At 65.3% G+C, this 18,207-nt stretch carries 19 protein-coding genes; all 19 read right to left on the minus strand.

The genetic code is table 11. The features are described 5' to 3' along the window. Positions 1-19: 19 nt before the first annotated feature. Complete coding sequence (locus CYJ22_RS04785) at positions 20-424, minus strand: DUF2550 family protein (RefSeq protein ID WP_007589421.1); 405 nt, start codon at positions 422-424, stop codon at positions 20-22. A gap of 25 nt (positions 425-449) precedes the next feature. Further along, positions 450-722: a F0F1 ATP synthase subunit epsilon gene (locus tag CYJ22_RS04790; RefSeq protein WP_007589438.1), complete on the minus strand. Its 273-nt coding sequence runs from the start codon at positions 720-722 to the stop codon at positions 450-452. Then, positions 722-2,170 carry a F0F1 ATP synthase subunit beta gene (atpD, locus tag CYJ22_RS04795; protein ID WP_003792927.1) on the minus strand — a complete coding sequence of 483 codons (1,449 nt, stop codon included), beginning with the start codon at positions 2,168-2,170 and terminating at the stop codon, positions 722-724. The genes CYJ22_RS04790 and atpD overlap by 1 nt, the downstream gene beginning before the upstream one ends. Before the next feature lie 25 nt (positions 2,171-2,195). Beyond that, a complete protein-coding gene (locus CYJ22_RS04800; protein ID WP_007589380.1) occupies positions 2,196-3,125 on the minus strand; it encodes a F0F1 ATP synthase subunit gamma in 930 nt (309 codons plus the stop codon). 3 nt (positions 3,126-3,128) lie between these two features. Further along, positions 3,129-4,766 (minus strand): F0F1 ATP synthase subunit alpha, encoded by a 1,638-nt coding sequence (atpA, locus tag CYJ22_RS04805; protein WP_101601493.1) that lies wholly within the window; start codon positions 4,764-4,766, stop codon positions 3,129-3,131. Between the two features lie 47 nt (positions 4,767-4,813). After that, positions 4,814-5,632: a F0F1 ATP synthase subunit delta gene (locus CYJ22_RS04810; RefSeq protein WP_101601497.1), complete on the minus strand. Its 819-nt coding sequence runs from the start codon at positions 5,630-5,632 to the stop codon at positions 4,814-4,816. Further along, on the minus strand, positions 5,629-6,189 hold the full coding sequence (gene atpF, locus CYJ22_RS04815) for a F0F1 ATP synthase subunit B (RefSeq protein ID WP_007589435.1): 561 nt from the start codon (positions 6,187-6,189) through the stop codon (positions 5,629-5,631). The genes CYJ22_RS04810 and atpF overlap by 4 nt, the downstream gene beginning before the upstream one ends. 5 nt (positions 6,190-6,194) lie before the next feature. Then, positions 6,195-6,404 (minus strand): ATP synthase F0 subunit C, encoded by a 210-nt coding sequence (gene atpE / locus CYJ22_RS04820; RefSeq protein ID WP_003792932.1) that lies wholly within the window; start codon positions 6,402-6,404, stop codon positions 6,195-6,197. Between the two features lie 41 nt (positions 6,405-6,445). Then, positions 6,446-7,336: a F0F1 ATP synthase subunit A gene (atpB, locus tag CYJ22_RS04825; RefSeq protein ID WP_207760508.1), complete on the minus strand. Its 891-nt coding sequence runs from the start codon at positions 7,334-7,336 to the stop codon at positions 6,446-6,448. A gap of 82 nt (positions 7,337-7,418) precedes the next feature. After that, on the minus strand, positions 7,419-7,712 hold the full coding sequence (locus tag CYJ22_RS04830) for a hypothetical protein (RefSeq protein ID WP_007589424.1): 294 nt from the start codon (positions 7,710-7,712) through the stop codon (positions 7,419-7,421). Beyond that, on the minus strand, positions 7,709-8,815 hold the full coding sequence (locus CYJ22_RS04835) for an MraY family glycosyltransferase (protein WP_007589447.1): 1,107 nt from the start codon (positions 8,813-8,815) through the stop codon (positions 7,709-7,711). The genes CYJ22_RS04830 and CYJ22_RS04835 overlap by 4 nt, the downstream gene beginning before the upstream one ends. Beyond that, entirely contained in the window at positions 8,812-9,486 is a 675-nt protein-coding gene (locus tag CYJ22_RS04840) for an L-threonylcarbamoyladenylate synthase (RefSeq protein WP_101601502.1), read from the minus strand. Before CYJ22_RS04840 ends, CYJ22_RS04835 begins: the two co-directional genes overlap by 4 nt. Next, the gene (locus CYJ22_RS04845) at positions 9,483-10,394 is read right to left on the minus strand and encodes a N5-glutamine methyltransferase family protein (protein ID WP_101601505.1); all 912 of its coding nucleotides are present in this window, start codon (positions 10,392-10,394) and stop codon (positions 9,483-9,485) included. The genes CYJ22_RS04840 and CYJ22_RS04845 overlap by 4 nt, the downstream gene beginning before the upstream one ends. Further along, positions 10,391-11,485 (minus strand): peptide chain release factor 1, encoded by a 1,095-nt coding sequence (prfA, locus tag CYJ22_RS04850; protein WP_082144892.1) that lies wholly within the window; start codon positions 11,483-11,485, stop codon positions 10,391-10,393. Before prfA ends, CYJ22_RS04845 begins: the two co-directional genes overlap by 4 nt. A 94-nt stretch (positions 11,486-11,579) precedes the next feature. Continuing rightward, positions 11,580-11,801: a 50S ribosomal protein L31 gene (gene rpmE, locus CYJ22_RS04855; RefSeq protein WP_007589405.1), complete on the minus strand. Its 222-nt coding sequence runs from the start codon at positions 11,799-11,801 to the stop codon at positions 11,580-11,582. 216 nt (positions 11,802-12,017) lie between these two features. Next, positions 12,018-13,217 (minus strand): DUF5129 domain-containing protein, encoded by a 1,200-nt coding sequence (locus CYJ22_RS04860; RefSeq protein WP_165782125.1) that lies wholly within the window; start codon positions 13,215-13,217, stop codon positions 12,018-12,020. A gap of 51 nt (positions 13,218-13,268) precedes the next feature. Next, on the minus strand, positions 13,269-14,936 hold the full coding sequence (locus CYJ22_RS04865; RefSeq protein WP_101601507.1) for a DUF5129 domain-containing protein: 1,668 nt from the start codon (positions 14,934-14,936) through the stop codon (positions 13,269-13,271). An 89-nt stretch (positions 14,937-15,025) separates the two neighbouring features. Continuing rightward, entirely contained in the window at positions 15,026-16,021 is a 996-nt protein-coding gene (locus CYJ22_RS04870) for a DUF5129 domain-containing protein (protein ID WP_243390457.1), read from the minus strand. A 287-nt stretch (positions 16,022-16,308) separates the two neighbouring features. Then, entirely contained in the window at positions 16,309-18,168 is a 1,860-nt protein-coding gene (gene rho / locus CYJ22_RS04875) for a transcription termination factor Rho (RefSeq protein WP_101601512.1), read from the minus strand. Between the last annotated feature and the right edge of the window lie 39 nt (positions 18,169-18,207).

Genomic DNA, 18,207 nt, shown 5'->3' on the forward strand with positions numbered 1-18,207 from the left:
GCGAGCTTACCAATCCTGCTCAGACCAGGCGCGGAGGACCGGACTCCACCCAGGAGACCAATCCGTTATATGTCAAGCGTTCTACGGCCACCTCGTAACGATGGTCACCATACGCCAGTCGCACCTCGACGACGGAACCGTCGGCCGAGTGCGCAATCGGGGCCGAGACCTCCATGCCCCGACGAGGGATCGAATACACCGGCTTAAAGGTCAGCCCCACCAGCCGATACCAGGACAGCTCCTCGACGCCATACACGCCAATGCCAGCCGTCCAGCCAGAGTGAACGTCCGGGCGCGACCAACAGCGGAAAGCACCCAGACGCGAAACGATCCTGCGGGCGCGCACATTCATGTACACCCACAGGATCGCCCCGACGCACGCGAGGAGAACCGCACACCAGATCACAATCGTCATCAGGCTCATGAGGTCCTCCTCGCGCTGCGTCGAATTACTGTTCTGCCACTGTAGCGTGGTCGGCCACGACCGTGACGAAATCCGAGTCGACTGAGGCAAATCCCCCAGTGACCTGGAAAGACACGACCTCGTGCGCGCGGGACACCGTCACAGTTCCCTCGCTCAGCTGGGCGAGGAGCGGCTGACGGCCCGGCAGGACACCGAGGCTTCCGTCGACCGTCGGAAACTGGACGGACGCGGCCGCGCCGTGCCACAGGCGTCCCTCGTGGGAGACGACCTCAACCTGCAAGGACTTGCCCGATGCCATCAGGCTTCCTTGGCCAGCTCGTGAGCGTTGCGCTCCAGGTCATCGATGCCACCGCAGTTGTAGAACGCCTGCTCCGGAACATCGTCGTAGTAGCCCTCGGCGATACGCTTGAACGCCTCAATGGTCTCCGACAGCGGCACGGTCGAGCCGGGCACGCCCGTGAACTTCTCGGCCATGTACATGTTCTGCGACAGGAACTGCTCGATGCGGCGAGCACGCGCGACGGTGACCTTGTCGTCCTCGCTCAGCTCGTCGACGCCGAGGATGGCGATGATGTCCTGCAGCTCCTTGTTCTTCTGCAGGATGGCCTTGACGTGCGTGGCGACGTCGTAGTGCTCGCGACCGACCAGGGCCGGGTCGAGGATACGCGAGGTCGAGGCCAGCGGATCCACGGCGGGGTAAATACCCTTGGCCGCAATCTCACGGGAGAGCTCGGTCGTCGCATCCAGGTGGGCGAAGGTCGTCGCCGGGGCCGGGTCGGTGTAGTCGTCGGCGGGAACGTAAATCGCCTGCAGCGAGGTGATCGAGTGGCCACCGGCCGACGTAATGCGCTCCTGAAGCAGACCCATCTCGTCAGCCAGGTTGGGCTGGTAACCCACGGCCGAGGGCATGCGGCCCAGCAGCGTGGAAACCTCGGAGCCCGCCTGGGTGAAGCGGAAGATGTTGTCGATGAACAGGAGGACGTCCTGGTGCTGGACATCGCGGAAGTACTCCGCCATGGTCAGGCCCGTCAGGGCGATGCGCAGACGCGTGCCCGGCGGCTCGTCCATCTGGCCGAAGACGAGGGCGGTCTTGTCGAAGACGCCCGCCTCTTCCATTTCACCGATGAGGTCGTTGCCCTCACGGGTACGCTCACCGACGCCGGCGAACACGGAGACGCCGCCGTGGTCCTGGGCCACGCGCTGGATCATCTCTTGGATGAGGACAGTCTTACCGACGCCCGCACCGCCGAAGAGGCCAATCTTGCCACCCTGCACGTAGGGGGTCAGCAGGTCGATGACCTTGATGCCGGTCTCGAACATCTTGGTGCGTGCCTCGAGCTGGTCGAAGGCCGGGGGCTGACGGTGGATCGGCCAGCGCTCGGTGACCTCGAGGGTCTCGCCTTCTTCAAGGTTCAGCACGTCGCCGGTCACGTTGAACACGTGGCCCTTCGTGACGTCGCCAACGGGCACGGTGATCGGGGCGCCGGTGTCGGTGACGGGGGCGCCACGCACGAGGCCGTCGGTCGGCTTCAGCGCGATGGTACGCACGAGGTTGTCACCGAGGTGCTGGGCAACCTCGAGGGTCATCGTGAAGGTCGACTCGCCCTCGCCCTGGCCTGCGAGGTTCACCTCGACGGTCAGCGCGTTGTACAGCGGCGGGATGCGGTCCGGGGGAAACTCGACATCGACGACAGGGCCGACGACGCGTGCGACGCGTCCCTCGGCGATTGCATGTGTATCAGTCATGGTGTTACTCCGTGTCTCGAAGGGCTTAGCTCGCGTTAAGAGCGTCGGCCCCGCCCACGATTTCGGTGATTTCCTGGGTAATTTCCGCCTGGCGGGCCGAGTTCGCCAGACGCGTGTACTTGGTGATGAGCTCGTTCGCGTTGTCCGTCGCGGTGTGCATGGCGCGCTGGCGCGATGCAAGCTCGGACGCTGCCGACTGCAGGAGCACGTTGTGGATACGCGCCTCCACGTACAGGGGAAGAAGCGTGTCCAGAACAGCTTCCGCAGACGGAATAAACTCGTATTCCGGCTGGGCCAAGGACGGATCGTCCGCGAAGCCGCGTTCGGTGGCGCGCTCCTCGTCTGATTCGGGGGCGTCCACAACCGTCAGCGGCAGCATCTGGCGTACCTCGGGCACCTGACTCATCACGGTCTTGAAGCGCGTGTACACGAGGTGCAGCGCGCCAACGCCCGTATCCGGGTCCGGGTCCAGGAAACGTTCGAGCAGCACGTTCGCCATCTCACGCGCGGTCTCGGGGGACGGAGAATCCGACTCCCCTTCCCACTCGCGTTCGATGTCAACGCCGCGGAAGCGGAAGTACGCCGAGGCCCTGCGACCGAAGGTGTAGACGACGGGCTCGTAGCCGTCCTCACGCAGGTCCGCGATGAGTTTCTCCGATTCGCGCAGGATGGTCGCCGAGTAGGCTCCGGCCATACCGCGATCCGATGCCACGACCAGGATGGCCACGCGATTGGTATCCTCGCGTTCCTCGGTCAGCGGGTGGTCGAGGTCCGTGTGGACCGCGACCGCCGCGACCGCCTGGGTCAGGGCCTTTTCGTAAGGCCCCGCCTCGGTGGCAGCGCGCCGCGCCGCGCCAATGCGAGACGCAGCGATCATCTCCATGGCGCGGAAGACCTTCGCGAGCGTCGTCGTCGAGGCGATACGCTGCTTGTAGATCCTCTGCTGTCCACCCATCGCTTAGGCCTTCTCGCTCGTGCGACCGCGCGAAATTTCCTCGCGGGTGCGCTCAGCCACGACCTCGCCGTCCTCGAGTCCGGCGGCGCCACGTCCGGCGCTGATCCACTGGTGGTGGAACTCCTCGACGGCGTTCTTGAGCGCCTCCTCCGTCTCGGAGGTCAGGTCGCCGGTCGCCGCGATCGTATCGAGCACGGTGGAGTTCGCGTGGAGGTGGTCGAGCAGGCCTCGCTCGAAGCGCAGGACGTTCTCGACCTCAATGTCATCGAGGTAGCCCTTGGTGCCCATCCAGATCGAAGCGACCTGGTCTTCCATCGCGTAAGGCGTGGACTGAGGCTGCTTGAGCAGCTCCATGAGGCGCTCACCGCGGGTCAGCTGACGACGAGTCGCCGCATCCAGGTCGGAAGCGAACATGGCGAAGGCGGCCATCGAGCGGTACTGCGCGAGCGTCAGCTTGAGCGTACCAGCGACCTTCTTCATGGCCTTGGGCTGGGCCGCGCCACCAACACGGGACACGGAGATACCCACGTCGACGGCAGGACGCTGATTCGAGTTGAACAGGTCGGACTGCAGGAAGATCTGGCCGTCGGTGATCGAAATGACGTTGGTCGGGATGTAGGCCGACACGTCGTTCGCCTTGGTTTCGATGATCGGCAGGCCGGTCATCGAACCGCCACCCAGGGCGTCCGAGAGCTTCGCGCAACGCTCCAGCAGGCGGGAGTGCAAGTAGAAGACGTCGCCGGGGTAGGCTTCGCGGCCCGGCGGGCGACGCAGCAGTAGCGACACCGCACGGTAGGCCTCGGCCTGCTTGGACAGGTCGTCGAAGACGATGAGGACGTGCTTGCCCTGGTACATCCAGTGCTGGCCAATGGCGGAACCCGTGTAGGGGGCCATGTACTTGTAGCCGGCGGGGTCCGAGGCCGGGGAGGCCACGATGGTCGTGTACTCCATAGCGCCAGCATCCTCGAGCGTGGAGCGCACGGATGCGATGGTCGAGCCCTTCTGGCCGATCGCCACGTAGATGCAACGCACCTGCTTGTTCGGGTCGCCGCTCTTCCAGTTCTCGCGCTGGTTGAGGATCGTATCAAGGGCGATCGCGGTCTTGCCGGTCTTGCGGTCACCGATGATCAGCTGACGCTGGCCGCGGCCAACCGGGATCATCGAGTCGATGGCCTTCAGGCCGGTCGCGAGGGGCTCGTGGACGCTCTTACGCGCCATCACGCCGGGGGCCTGCAGTTCGAGCGCGCGGCGCCCGTCCAGGTCCGTGATCTCGCCGAGGCCGTCAATCGGGCGGCCGAGCGGGTCTACCGTGCGACCCAGGTAGCCGTCACCGACGGGAACCGAGAGAACCTCGCCCGTGCGGTGCACGACCTGGCCCTCTTCGATGCCGCCGAAGTCACCGAGGACGACGGCGCCGATCTCGCGCTGGTCGAGGTTCATGGCCAGGCCCAGCGTCCCGTCCTCGAAACGCAGCAGCTCGTTCGCCATGGTGCCGGGCAGGCCCTCGACGTGCGCGATACCATCGGCCGTTTCGATGACGTGACCCACCTCTTCGGTGGCCACGTCCGCCGGACGGTAGGACTCCATAAAGGAGTCCAGTGCTCCGCGGATTTCCTCCGGGGAGATGCTGAGGTCAGCCATGAGGATTCCTAACTAGGTAAAAGAAATTAATGTGTGTACGAGAAGTGCTAGCTGGCGATCGCGTCGCGCGCTGCACTGATGCGACTGGCCAACGAGGCGTCGATCGCGGTCATGCCCGCGCGCAGACGGAAGCCGCCAATGAGCTCAGGATCGACCGAGATCGCCAGGTCAACGGGCGTGCCGTAGCGCTTCGTCAGGATCGTGCGCAGGCGCTCGACCTGCGCATCGCTCATCGTCGAGGCCGTGGCGACCGTGACGAAGAGGCGGTCCTGCATGGTTGCGGCCCACTGAGCGTAGCGACGCAGGTTGTGCAGCAGACGACCGTGGTTCGATCGGCCAACAGCACGGCGCACGAGGCGCATTGTCCAGACGCTGATGCACTCGCCAAAGAGCTTGGTTGCGATATCCCCGCGCTCGTGAGAGTTGCCCTTGGACGTATCCGACAGGCGCACGCGCACCTCGCGGTTGTGTGCCAGGAAGTAGCGGACCTGGAACAGCTCCTCGCGGACCTGATCGAGGGCATTGTGAGCACCCGCAGCATTGAGCACGCCAAGGATGCCGAGCACCTCGAGCGTGTCCGCCACATCCGCCGGATGACGCCAGTGGTCGGCGACGACCGCATTCACGACGGACAGCGTCGCAGCCGTCACGTGCGAAGCGAACGCGGTGGAGGCGAGCCCCTGCTTATCTGCGACCGACCGCGCCGGGTCGGTCGCTGCACGCGCGAGACGAGTGTTCTCCTTGAACAGGTCGGCCAGGCCGAAAAAATCCTCGGCAACCCGCATTGGGTCGGTGCCGGGTGTGGCCAGGGCCGCCGCCAGCTCCTTCGCGAAGGGGACGGACTCGATCGTGCGCATCTGTGTCATCGCTTCTCCTCGACCCGGGCGCTGTCGGCCTCGAGCTCGTCAAGGAAGCGATCGACCACGCGAGAAGTCAGGGCCGTGTCGGTGAGGTGCTCACCGATGATCTTCTCTGCCAGCTCGGAGGCGAGCAGACCCACCTCGGAACGCAGGGAGATCTGCGCAGCCTGCTTCTCGGCGAGGATCTGACGCTCGGAGGCCTCGAGAATACGGTTGGCCTCGCTGGTTGCCTCGTGACGCGCGGCGGCCACGATGGCCTTCGCTTCGTCGTTGGCGCGCTCACGGATGGTGTGCGCTTCAGCGTGAGCCTCTCGAATGATCTCCTCGCGCTTGAGCGCAGCGGCAGCCTGATCGGCCTTCGCTTGCTCGGCGGCGCCGAGTCCCTCCTCGATCTTCGCAGCGCGCTCGTCCATCGTCTTGTAGATGCGAGGCAGCGCGTAGCGTCCGACGAGGAGCAGGACGATAAGCAGAACGAGAGCCGACCAGAAAATCTCGTACAGCGGCGGCAGGATGACGGCGAGGCCGCCGACCTCCTGGTCCGACGCGGCGACAATCTGGTGCATGGCGATCACTTAACGATGAGCGGCAGAACGAAGCCGATGAGGCCGAGGGCCTCGACCATGCCGGCGCCGATGATCATGTTGGTGAAGAGACGGCCGGCAACCTCGGGCTGACGGGCGGTCGCTTCCTGGGTCTTGCCGACCATGAGGCCGATGCCGAGGCCGGGGCCCAGGGTGGCGAGGCCGTAGCCGATGTAGGCGAATGCTGCGGTTCCCATAGTGGTTTCCTTCTGTTAGTAACGCCGGGTGGCGTTGGGGGTCAGTGATGTTCGACGGAAAGCTTGATGTACACGGTCGACAGGATCGTGAAAATGTACGCCTGCAGGAAGGCAACGAAGACCTCGAAGCCCGTCATGACAAACATGGCGGCACCGGTCAGCGCGGACGCGGCAGACAGGACGGAGAGCTCGTGGAGCAGAATCGCCGTTCCAAAGTAGGTCATACCCAGCAGGAGGTGGCCCGAGATCATGTTGCACAGAAGACGCAGGGTCAGCGTGACGGGGCGAACGATAAAGTTCGAGAGGAACTCGATGGGCGTGATCAGCAGATACATGGGGACGGGCAGTCCCGGCGGGAAAAGCTGCGAGGAAAAGAAACCGCCGACGCCCTGCTTGGAGATACCCGCACCGATGAAGGTCACGTACGTAATGAGCGCGAAGACCATCGGGACGGCTACGACCGACGAGGCCGCGATGTTGATGCCGGGGATGATGCCCGCAATGTTCATCGACAGGACGCCAAAGAACAGGAAGCCAATGAAGCCGGAGAACTTGCGACCGGTCTTGGGGCCAAGCATGTCGAGAGCAACATTGTCGCGAATGTAACCGGCGAGCCCCTCGATGACCATCTGTCCGCGGGTCGGCACCAGCTGAGGCTTGCGCGCGACTGCAACGAGAATCAGCGAGATGACCAGGCCCATGATGACGCGGGCGAGAGTCAGTCGGTTGAACTCGAAGAACGTTCCCTCACCGAAAATCACGGTCGGGAAAAAGTCCCCGAGGGCCGGCTGGTGGGGGTGCTGCGTGAACGCAGGGTAGGCGGTGAGTGCGATGACGATGAGAAGGATCGCGAGGCTCACCCAATACCAACGCGGCTTGGACGCGGTGCGGCGAGCAGGCGCGTGATCGGACACTGAATGTGCCTCCTTCATCTCAACTCCATTGGTTTGTGTCTGCTGCCGGGGCAACTCAACCATTCTATACAGAGAAGGGGCCGCCTAGCGCGCGCAAGGGTTACTGAGTGTCGCTCGGCGCGTCCACGTTCATCGTGCGCTTGCGCATCATGACCATCATCTCGACCGTCGAGGACACGATAATCGCGATGATCGTGGCGATTGCGGCCACCCGGACGTCCATGCCCAGGGCGCGCGGAACATACAGTCCGATGGCCAGCAGAGCGATCTTCGCCGCGTATCCGCCGGTCACCCATCCGATGAAGTGGGAGGGCGAGCGCAGAGCGCGCGAGGTGAAGAACCACTGCGCGCCGCAGATGATGACGACCATGACAACAGCGAGCAGGTAGCTCATGCGGAAACCTCTTCGTGGGCGGGGTCTTCCTTGGGGAATTCACGGGTGGTGACAGCCACACCGATTGCTGCCGCAATGATGGCGACGAGCGCGACGCTCCACCACTCGAACACGAGGAGCCCGACTGCGGGGACGCAGACGATGGCGGTCCACATCCACAGGATCGCAACGACCCCGCGGTGAGAGTGCCCGGCAACGAGGAGACGGTCGTGGAAGTGGGAGCGGTCGGCAACGAAGGGGCTCTTGCCTCGGCTCATGCGGCGAATCGAGGTGACGACCAGGTCGAGGACGGGCATGAAGATGACCGACAGCGGCAGGATGAGCGGCAGCGCGGACACGATCATCTGCTGGCGTCCGAGCAGCGAGGGATCGATCTTGCCGGTGACGATGATGCCGGCGGCAGCCAGGACGAGGCCCATGGTCTCCGCTCCCCCGCCCATCATGATCGAGGAGGGGTGGAAGTTGAACCAGAGGAAGCCTGCGCACACTCCGAGCAGCGCGATCACGATGAGGCTAGCGGTCGTCGCGTAGGAGGCCGCGCCCATGAGCCGGGTGACGATGTAGGAATAGACGAAGAAGGACCCCGCACCGATCGCGATCATGCCGGAGGCCAAGCCGTCAAGTCCGTCGATGAAGTTGACGGCGTTCATGATGCCGACAATAAAAAAGACGGAGACGAAGAGCCACAGTCGGGAGGATCCGAGCGTCAGGCCGAAAATCGGGAACGAGGCCAGCTGCACCCCGCCGAAAGCCATACCACCCGCGATCAGCACCTGACCGCCGAGCTTGGCCATCCAGTCCAACTCGATGATGTCATCGATGATGCCGAGGATGCACATGGCACCGGCACCGGCCATGACGGCCCACGGGACCGTGGTGGTAAAAAGTGGCGCCATGTAGGGGATCCGCGAGGCAAGCAGCATCGTGATGATCAGTGCGATCGTCATCGCGACGCCGCCGAGGCGCGGAATCGGTGTCTTCTGGATGTCACGCCCACGCACGGGCGGCAAGATGTTGAACCGCAAGCACGCCCAGCGCACAGCCGGGGTCAGCAGGATCGTCAGGGCCATCGCAATGGCACCCAGCAGCAGGTAGACCTTCACGAAGCAGCCCCTTCGACGGGGGCGATGGGCACGCCAGCGGCGGCGCTGAGGTCATCCAGGGAGATGGTCCCGAGGCGGAGAGCCCGGGGCGCATCGTGCGCGAAGTCAACGATTGACGAGGCCGTGGAACCTTGTGTGGGGCCACCGTCGAGGTAGGCGGACACGCGTGTTCCGAAGTATCCGACGGCCTGCTCGACCGAGGTCGCGGGAGGCTGACCGGTCAGGTTCGCGGAGGTGACGGCCATTGGTCCGAAGTCATGCAGGAGGCGCAGGAGGGCCGACTGGTTCGGCATGCGCACCCCGATGGTGCCGCCGGTTTCACCCAGGTCCCACCCGAGGTCGGGGCGGGCGCGCAGGATGAGGGTGAGTCCGCCGGGCCAGAAGGCACGCGCAAGGGCGCGGGCGGCCTCGGGCACATCGACGCACAGCGAGTCGATCGCGTCGACGGACGCGACGAGCACGGGCGGCGGCATCTGCCGTCCGCGGCCCTTGGCAGCCAGGACTGCGGCGACGGCTTGAGGGTTGGCAGCGTCCGCGCCAATGCCGTAGACGGTGTCCGTGGGTACGACGAGGAGATGGCCGTCGCGCAGCTCCCGCTGGGCGCGCGCTTGGTCAGCCTCACTCAGGGAAGGAACGGCGCTCAGGATCGTCTCAGTACTCATCGTGTTCATTGTGTCACGGATGCGGTGGGCTTCGTCGATTCGGGCGCGCGGGCGCTCAGGAAACGACGCCTGCCAGCCAGGTCGGGCAGCGTCGTAATATCCGTCATCCCCAGCTCGGCGGCGAGCGCCGCCATGGCCTCTTCCTGCGTGGGCGAGTGTTCCATCAGTAGGACGCCACCGGGGCGCAGGAGGGTGAGGGCGCGTCGCGCGACGCGCGCGGGGATCTCGGTCCCGTCCGGGCTTCCCCCGTACAGGGCGACGTGGGGGTCGGCACTGGCCTCGGGCTGCGTGGGCATCTCATCGGCGGGAACGTAGGGCGGGTTGGTGACGACGACGTCGACCATCCCGTCCAGGTGCGCGAGCGTGGCTGGATCCGTCGCGTCGCCTCGCTCCAAATGAAGGCAGGGAACGCCCACGGCGTCACGGTTCTGACAGGCCAGGGCGAAGGGCTCGGCTTCCTTCTCAACTGCCCATACCTCGGTGCGGGTGGTCTCGATGGCCACCGCCAGCCCGATCGCGCCGGAGCCGGCGCACAGGTCGACGACTCGAGCCTCACCGCGGCGGGAGACGACCGACATGGCCTCGTCAATCGCGAGGCCGGCAAGAACCTCGGTCTCCGGGCGCACGACGAACACACCGGGGCGAGCGGCCAGGGTCAAGCCACGGAAGAACATGCGACTCGTGACGTGCTGAAGGGGAATACGCAGGGCCCTCTCCCCCACCGCCGAGCGCAGTTTCTCGGCCTGGTCCTCGTTCAGCTCCGCCGGCAGTTCCCACTGGGACGAGGCGTCACACGCCCACTCGAGCAGCTCACGCACGTCCGCATCGACCGAGTCGATGCCGGCCGTCGTCAGGCGTTCGCGTGCCCACGCACGCGCGTCCGTGATGGACCACGTCCCCATGTCTCCTCCAATCATGACTGAGCGGCGGCAGCCAGGCGCTCAGCCTCATCAGCTTCCTGCAGCGAAGCGATGACGGCATCGAGCGCGCCGGACAGGACCGCGTCCAGGTTGTGAGCCTTGAAGCCCGTGCGGTGATCCGCGATGCGGTTCTCCGGGAAGTTATAGGTGCGGATGCGCTCCGAGCGATCCACGGTGCGCACCTGGGACAAACGCTGGGCCGAGGCCTCGGCTTCCTTCTTCGCCCTCGCCTCGGCGGCCAGTCGCGAGGCCAGCACGCGCAGCGCGGCCTCCTTGTTCTGCAGCTGCGACTTCTCATTCTGCATCGAGACGACGATGCCCGAGGGAATGTGCGTGATGCGCACGGCGGAGTCGGTCGTGTTGACCGACTGGCCGCCGGGGCCGCTGGACCGGTAGACGTCGATGCGCAGATCGTTCGGGTCGATGACGATCTCCTCGTCGTCCTCGATCTCCGGCATGACGAAAACGCCTGCGGCGCTCGTGTGAATACGGCCCTGCGACTCGGTGACGGGGACGCGCTGCACGCGGTGCACGCCACCCTCGTACTTCAGGTGCGCCCACACGCCCTCGTCGGGAGCGGGCGTGCCCTTCGCGCGGATCGCGAGCGTGATGTCCTTGAAACCGCCGAGCTCCGTGTGGGTCGCGCTCATCTCGGTGACGCTCCAGCCGTGCGCTTCCGCGTAGCGGGCGTACATGCGGGCCAGATCGGAGGCGAACAGAGCGGATTCTTCGCCGCCTTCACCCGCCTTGATCTCAAGGATGACGTCCATCGCATCCTCGGGGTCGCGGGGAGCCAGAATCTTCACGAGCGCCTCGTGGGCAGCCGCTTCCTCTTCCTCGAGGGCGGGAATCTCGTCGGCGAAGGAACGATCTTCGGCGGCCAGCTCTCGGGCGGCCTCGAGGTCTCCCGAGGCGGAGGAGAGCCTATCGGCAGCAGCCTTCACGCGGCCAAGCTCGGCGTAGCGTCGGCCGACTCGGCGCATCAGCTGCGGGTCCGCCAGCGTCTGGGGATCCGCCATCTGCGCCTCGACCTGCTCGTATTCCTGCAGCAGGGGGCCCAGGGCACCGAGTTCATCCGTCGCGGCCACGATTCACCACTTCCTTCGTTCCATACAGTTGACAAAGCGGCGGCGCCGTCGGCCATAGGGCCAACGACACCGCCGTTGAGCTAGCCGCTCACCCTCACTTGGAGGGGCGCACGCGCTTGCCGTAGCGAGCCTCGAACTTGGCGACGCGGCCGCCGGTGTCGAGGATCTTCTGCTTGCCCGTGTAGAACGGGTGGCAGGCCGAGCACACGTCCACGCGCATCTCACCGGAGGTGATGGTGGAACGGGTGTGGAACGAGTTGCCGCACGTACAGGTCACGACGGTGTCCACGTATTCGGGGTGAATACCCTGCTTCATGGAGTTTCTCCTGGATCGTTTGGTGCCCCGGGTCCGGACATGCAGCGTCCCCCGCATCTGGCGGGGACTCGCCTTCCAGCGCGCCAACAAGCGCCTGGGGCATGCCGGTGAACCGGTAAGCCGACACGACATTATCGCACACGCCCCCACCCCCTTCAACGAGGGAAGGCCCCCGCAGGCGTGACATCGGCTATGGGCGGACACCGAGCACGGAGCTCAGCGTGTGCGCCCGCGCGGACCGAGGTTTGCGGCCGACGTCAGGTAGTTCGCCTGAGAGGGGCCGTACCGCGAGGTCCCGTCCCACACGAGGTAGCGGTGGAGGTATGCGGGAGGCACGTAGAGCTGCGCGCCAAACGCCGTGAAGAGCGCGGTGGAGTGGGCCGCACTCCCCTTGAGGTTGATACCCGCGCTGTTTGCAGTCAGCCGTATCGCCTGGCCGGGGTTGTAGGTGTACGTCACGCCGGCGATCCGGTACGCGCCGAGGTAGCGCGTCTCGTTGGTGCGCAGCTTCTCCCCCGCGCCCTTCCTCCAGCGCTTGTAACGCCTCTGCCCAATCATGGACGTGTCGGCACCGAGAGCCGCCTCGATGAGGCGCACGAGGCGCACCCTGGCCTCGTCGGCGATCCGATCGAGCTGCGTGAGTGCATCGGCGGGATCCATCTGGGCGCGCTCGAGGCTCGCCCCCAGGTCGTTGACGGCCAGGCGCTGCTCATCGAGCCACAGTATGAGGGATGATGCCATGCTGAGAACCATCGGCTCCTTGCTGCGCCTCTGGACAGTTTGCGTGATGGTCTCAACGACGGTCAGGTCCTCGAACACCGGCCCCAGCTCGTTGTCCCACACCCTGCGCCAGGCAGGAGTCAGCTCGAACAGATCGCACGCGGCCATCATCGCGGCGTGGGCGTCCATCAGAGCGTGGAAATCCCCCACGATCATCGCTGTTTCCCGAGCCGTTGCGGCGCTCAGCGAAGCGAGGAACGGAATCGAAGCCTCCGCAGCGATACGAGCGCGCAGACTGTCGCGCTCGTACCGAGCTGCCTCGAGGCGCGCAGTCAGACCTCGGTCGTAGCGCCCGGCCCCGAGGAGTGGAAGAAAGGCATGCTCCACCTCCAGGTGACGTTTCTCCAGACCACCCCACTCCTCGGCCGCCCGCCGCATGTTCTCGCGGGCGAGACGTCGCAGCATCCACCCCCGCACCCACACGACGATCCCCGCGATCGAGGCTGCCCACGCGTACCAGGGTGGCCACACGAGGCTCTGCGGAAGTTCAACGGCGGACGCCATAGCAAACCACGCCGGGGTTGCGAGGAACAGGAGCAGACCCGCCACAATCCGCAGGAAGCCGCGCAGACTGCGCCACGTTGTCGTGGGGCGTTCTGGAGCCTGAGTGAGCGCGCCTGGCGCTATCGATGTCATGGCTCCACTCTGGCACGGATAGCACTCAATTGCCGGGTATCGCTCCACGTCTCAGAAGGACGAGGACGAGCCCGATCCTGAGAAGCCACCCGAAGAGGAACCGTAGTTCGCGCTCGACGTACTCGACGAGGAACTGCCGCTAGAGATCACGTATTCGTCGAGGTACAGGGGCCTCACGTAGATGTAGCTGTCGTAGTCTTTGAAACGACTCGACGTGTTGGCCCGGTATGCCGCGAGGTTAACACCGGCGGAGTTCGCGGTCAGTCGAATCGTCGACGCGGGGTTGTACTCGTGCGTAGCACCCTCGCTGAGGTAGGAGCCGTTGTAGAACATCTCGGCTGCATTCACGAGTTCGGCTGGGGGGCTCTGCCACCTGGCATACCGCTGCTTCCCCTCCGTTGAGGTGTCGAGCGCTAACGCGCTCGTCACCACATCCGCCAGGCGCGTGCGGCTCTCATTCGCGATCCGGTCGAGTTCTTCGAGAGCCTGAACCGGGGTGACCTCGGCGCGCTCGAGACGGGTGCCGAGGCCGAGCAGCAGCGCACGTTGCTCATTCGTCCACTGGAACAGCGACTTGGTCGCCCCGTGCACCTTCGGGCTCTTCACGTGGTCGCGCACCTTGACCCCGACGTTGTCGACAGCCAGCAGATCTTCGAAGACCGGGCCAACTTCGTTGTCCCATACGGTGCGCCAGCCGGGCGCCAACGCGAAAAAGTCGCCCGCAGCCAAGATTGCGTGGTCTGCGTCCGCCAACGCACGCAGGTCCTCAAGAATCAGATCCGTCTCATCCGAAGCTCGCGCGCTCAGCATTCCGAGAGTGCTCGTCGTTTGCGCCTCGGCGATTCGGGCCCGCACCCGCTCGTATTCGGCTCGCGCACACTCGTAGCGCGCGGACAACCCCGTCGTGTAGTGACCAGCATCGAGCAGCGCCACAAATGCGCGCTCGACATCACCGCGGCGACGTTCCAGAGCTTCCCATTCGTCAGCAACCTTCTGCGCGTTTCGCTGAGCCTTGCGCCGCAGGCTCCGCCCGCGCGCGAGAATCCCGATTCCGCCGAGGGTAGCAACCCATCCCCTCCATCCGGGCCACTGCACGCGATTCTCAAGGCTCATACCCTCCGCATTGGGCATGAGAGCTGCCGCCTCAGTGACCGCAGCAACCACACCCTGGCTCCAACGCCCGTTGCGGAAATCGTCCTTCGCCGCATTCTGAATACTGTCCTGGATCGACAGGACCGGGGCAACGTCCTCACCGAAGTAGGTGCCGACCTGTCGGTGCGTGGGAGACACCGCGAGAATGAAATAGCCGTCGGCCCATTTGTAGCCATTGCGCGCAATCCACTCCGGGTGCTTCGCGCGTGCGTACTTGAGTGTTGCCTCGTCCAAGTTGTCATCGGTCAAGTTGTCGGTGGACAGGATGACAAGGTGGGTGGGCCGCAGGAAGCCGATCCCCTCGAGGACGACGCTCAGGGGGCGGCCGTCGATGCTCTGAAAGCTATGGGTCTCGTCGTGAATTTCCACGACGGGCGCGATCAGGTTGGACGCCTGCGCCGTCGGCTTACTGTATTCGTAGTACGACACTGCGAACCACGCAGGCGTCACCAGGAGCAGGAGCACCCCCACCACGACGCGCAGAAAACCGCGCGCGCTGAGGCTCATGATCCGGGAGGCGCGCCCCTCAGGACCGGTGTTCGTTGCATCGCTCGTAGAAGACGTCATACATTCACTCTGACACGACGGTCAGGGAAATGCTTGGCGGCGCAGTCGTTTTCGAGACAAGAAAACGGGACGAGCGGCTCTCGTCTCTCTCAGGCGGACGACGAACCGTCGCCTGGCGCGTCCACATCGCCGCTCACGTATCGGTCGAGATACATGGGCAGCAGATAGACGGACGAGCCACCAGCCGTCAGGACACCGGTCGCAGGAGCCGGCAGTCCTTCCAGGTCAACGCCTGCCGAGTTGGCGGTCAGTCGAATCGTGGCCGCCGGGTTGTACTCGATGTCAGTGTCCGCGTCCTGGCTCCAATAGGCTGCGTCGTACTCCGCGTGAGCCGCAGTGAGCCTGATGCCCGCGCTCCTCCATCGCATGTAGCGTTGCCGTCCGCGCGACGAGGCGTCGGTGGCGAGAGTCGCTTCGATGAGCTCGGCGGTGCGCGCTCGCGCCTCGTTGGTCATCCGATCGAGTTCTTCGAGGGCCTGATCGGGAGCGATCTGCCCGCCCTCAAGGCGTGTCCCGAGGTCGTTCACCGCATCCTTGCGGTCTCCCACCTGCTCCCTGAACGCCTCAATCTCCGCCAGAATACCCGGCTCCGTGTTGACATTTTCGAGGGTGTCTGCGACGTCGTCGAGTATGTCCAGGTCTTCGATGATCGGGCCGATCTCGGTCTTCCACACGTCGCGCCAGCCGGGCGCGAGGCCAAAAAAGTCGCGCGCCGCCATGATCGCGGTATCCGCGTCCGCCAGGCGTTCCATCTGCGCAAGGATCTCATCCTCCGCTCCTCCCGACGCCTCGCTCAGCGACGCGAAGAACCCCGGTGACCTGTGCTCGGCAATCCGAGCGCTGAGCCTGGCACGTTCAGCTCGGGCAAGCTCGTAGCGCGCAGTCAGTGCGCTCTCGTAGTGCCCAGCGCCCACGAGCGAGGAAAACACGCGCTCAATCTGCGCCTGTTGCCTCTCCACAGCTGCCCATTTCTCGGCGATCTCCGCCTTTTTCTGACGCCCCGAGCGTCGAAGACCGGCGCCGCGCCACAGCACGCCAATTCCGCACAGCGCCATGACCCAGCCGGTCCAATTCGGCCAGCCCACCGATTCTCCCATCCCCTGATGGGCATGGTCATAGATGGCGATCGCCAGCTGAAGGGGGGCCGGCAGTACGAGAAGGAGACCAAGAACGAGGCGCGCACATCCGCGCACAGCACTCCAGGACCGGCGCGAGGACTCCCGTGTCGCCTGCGCATTGACCACATTCGGTGTCGCGTTCACCATGCCCCAAGTCTGACATAGGCCGTGATCAGTTGTCCGGTATTCAGGCGCGGACCGAAAAGAGAGCGGGGCGAGCGGCTCTCGCCACTCGCCCCGCTCTCACCCGCCGATCACTCGGAGGGCGTCGTCTTCTGGATGAGCATGAGGAACTCAGCGTTGGACTGGGTTTCCTTGAGCTTGTCGAGGACCAGCTCGAGGCCCTGCTGCTGATCAAGGGTGCCCAGGACGCGACGGAGCCTCCACATGATGCGCAGCTCCTCGGGCTTGAAGAGCAGCTCCTCGCGACGGGTACCCGACGCGTTGAGGTCGATCGCGGGGAAGATGCGGCGCTCGGCGAGCTGACGCGACAGACGCAGCTCCATGTTGCCGGTGCCCTTGAACTCCTCGAAGATGACCTCGTCCATCTTTGAGCCCGTCTCCACCAGCGCGGAGGCGATGATCGTCAGCGAGCCGCCCTCGGAGATGTTGCGGGCAGCGCCGAAGAACTTCTTGGGCGGGTACAGTGCGGACGCGTCCACGCCACCGGAGAGGATACGGCCCGAGGCGGGCGCGGCCAGGTTGTAGGCGCGCGACAGACGCGTAAGCGAGTCAAGCAGGACGACGACATCCTGGCCCAGCTCGACCAGGCGCTTGGCGCGCTCAATCGCAAGCTCGGCGACGGTCGTGTGGTCCGATGCGGGACGGTCGAAGGTGGAGGCGATGACCTCACCCTTGACGATCGAGCGCATGTCGGTGACCTCTTCGGGGCGCTCGTCCACGAGGACGACCATGAGGTGCACCTCGGGGTTGTTCAGTTCAATGGCCTTGGCCATCTGCTGGATGACCATGGTCTTACCGGCCTTGGGCGGGGAGACGATGAGGCCACGCTGGCCCTTGCCGACGGGGGCGACCAGGTCGATGACGCGCGGCGTGTAGGCCTTGGGCGACGTCTCCATACGCAGCTGCTCGGAGGGGTAGACCGGGGTCAGCTTGCCGAACTCGCGGCGCGCCTGCGCCTGCTCGATGGTCATGCCGTTCACGGAGTCAACACGCACGAGGGCGTTGTACTTCTGGCGCTGACGCTCGCCCTCGCGGGGCAGGCGCACGGCACCGGCGACCGCGTCACCGGCGCGCAGGCCCCAGCGGCGCACGTTGCCGAGCGTCACGTAGACGTCGTTCGGGCCGGGCAGGTAGCCGGAGGTGCGCACGAAGGCGTGGTTTTCCTGGATGTCGAGGATGCCGGCGATCGGCGCGAGGTTGTCCTCGCCGCCGCGCGCGGAGCGGGCCTCGCGGTTCTCACGACCCTCGCCGCGGTTCTCGCGGTTCTCGCGATTCTCACGGCCCTCGCCGCGGTTCTCACGGTTCTCGCGGTCGCGACGACCACGGCGGCCGCGCTCACGGCGGGGGCGACGTGCCTCGGTGTCATCGCCGTCAGGCAGCTCGATGTTCAGGACGGTTTCGACGACGGTCGTGTCGGGCTCCGGGGTGGGCTCGGTGCGCTCAGCTGCCGGCAGGGGCAGGTCGAGGGTGACGTGCGCGGGCTCGACGGCGCCCTGGCTCACCGCGCGGCGGCGGCGAGAGCGTCGCGGAGCCTCGGCGGGCGCGTCGGCGGCGGGAGCCTGCTCAGCCGACTTGTCGGCTGCCGGCTTCTCGGCCTTGACAGCCTTCTTCTTGGACGAGGCAGGGGCGTCCTCGCGGGGACCCTTTTCCTGCGGGGTCGAGGCGCCGGCTCCGTTGCTCAGCAGCTCGATCAGCTGGGACTTACGAAGCTGGGAGATGCCCTTGAGGCCGCGGGAGGCGGCCAGAGCCTTCAGCTCAGGCAGCTTCATCGCCGACAGCGACGTGGTCGTCTCGGCGGAGGTTTCGTTGCTCACGAAGTGATCCTTACTGGAATGCGCCCACAGCGGGCGAGGTGATTGCTCAAGCACACGAAAAAGCTTGATCAGGAAGATGCGCAAAAGAGGCGCATCGCGAAGGCCGAAGTCGAACATTCGTCTCGACCTGAAAAAAATATAGCAAGACCGCCAGCC

Source organism: Schaalia odontolytica (genome assembly GCF_002847525.1).
Taxonomy (GTDB): Bacteria; Actinomycetota; Actinomycetes; order Actinomycetales; family Actinomycetaceae; genus Pauljensenia; species Pauljensenia odontolytica_B.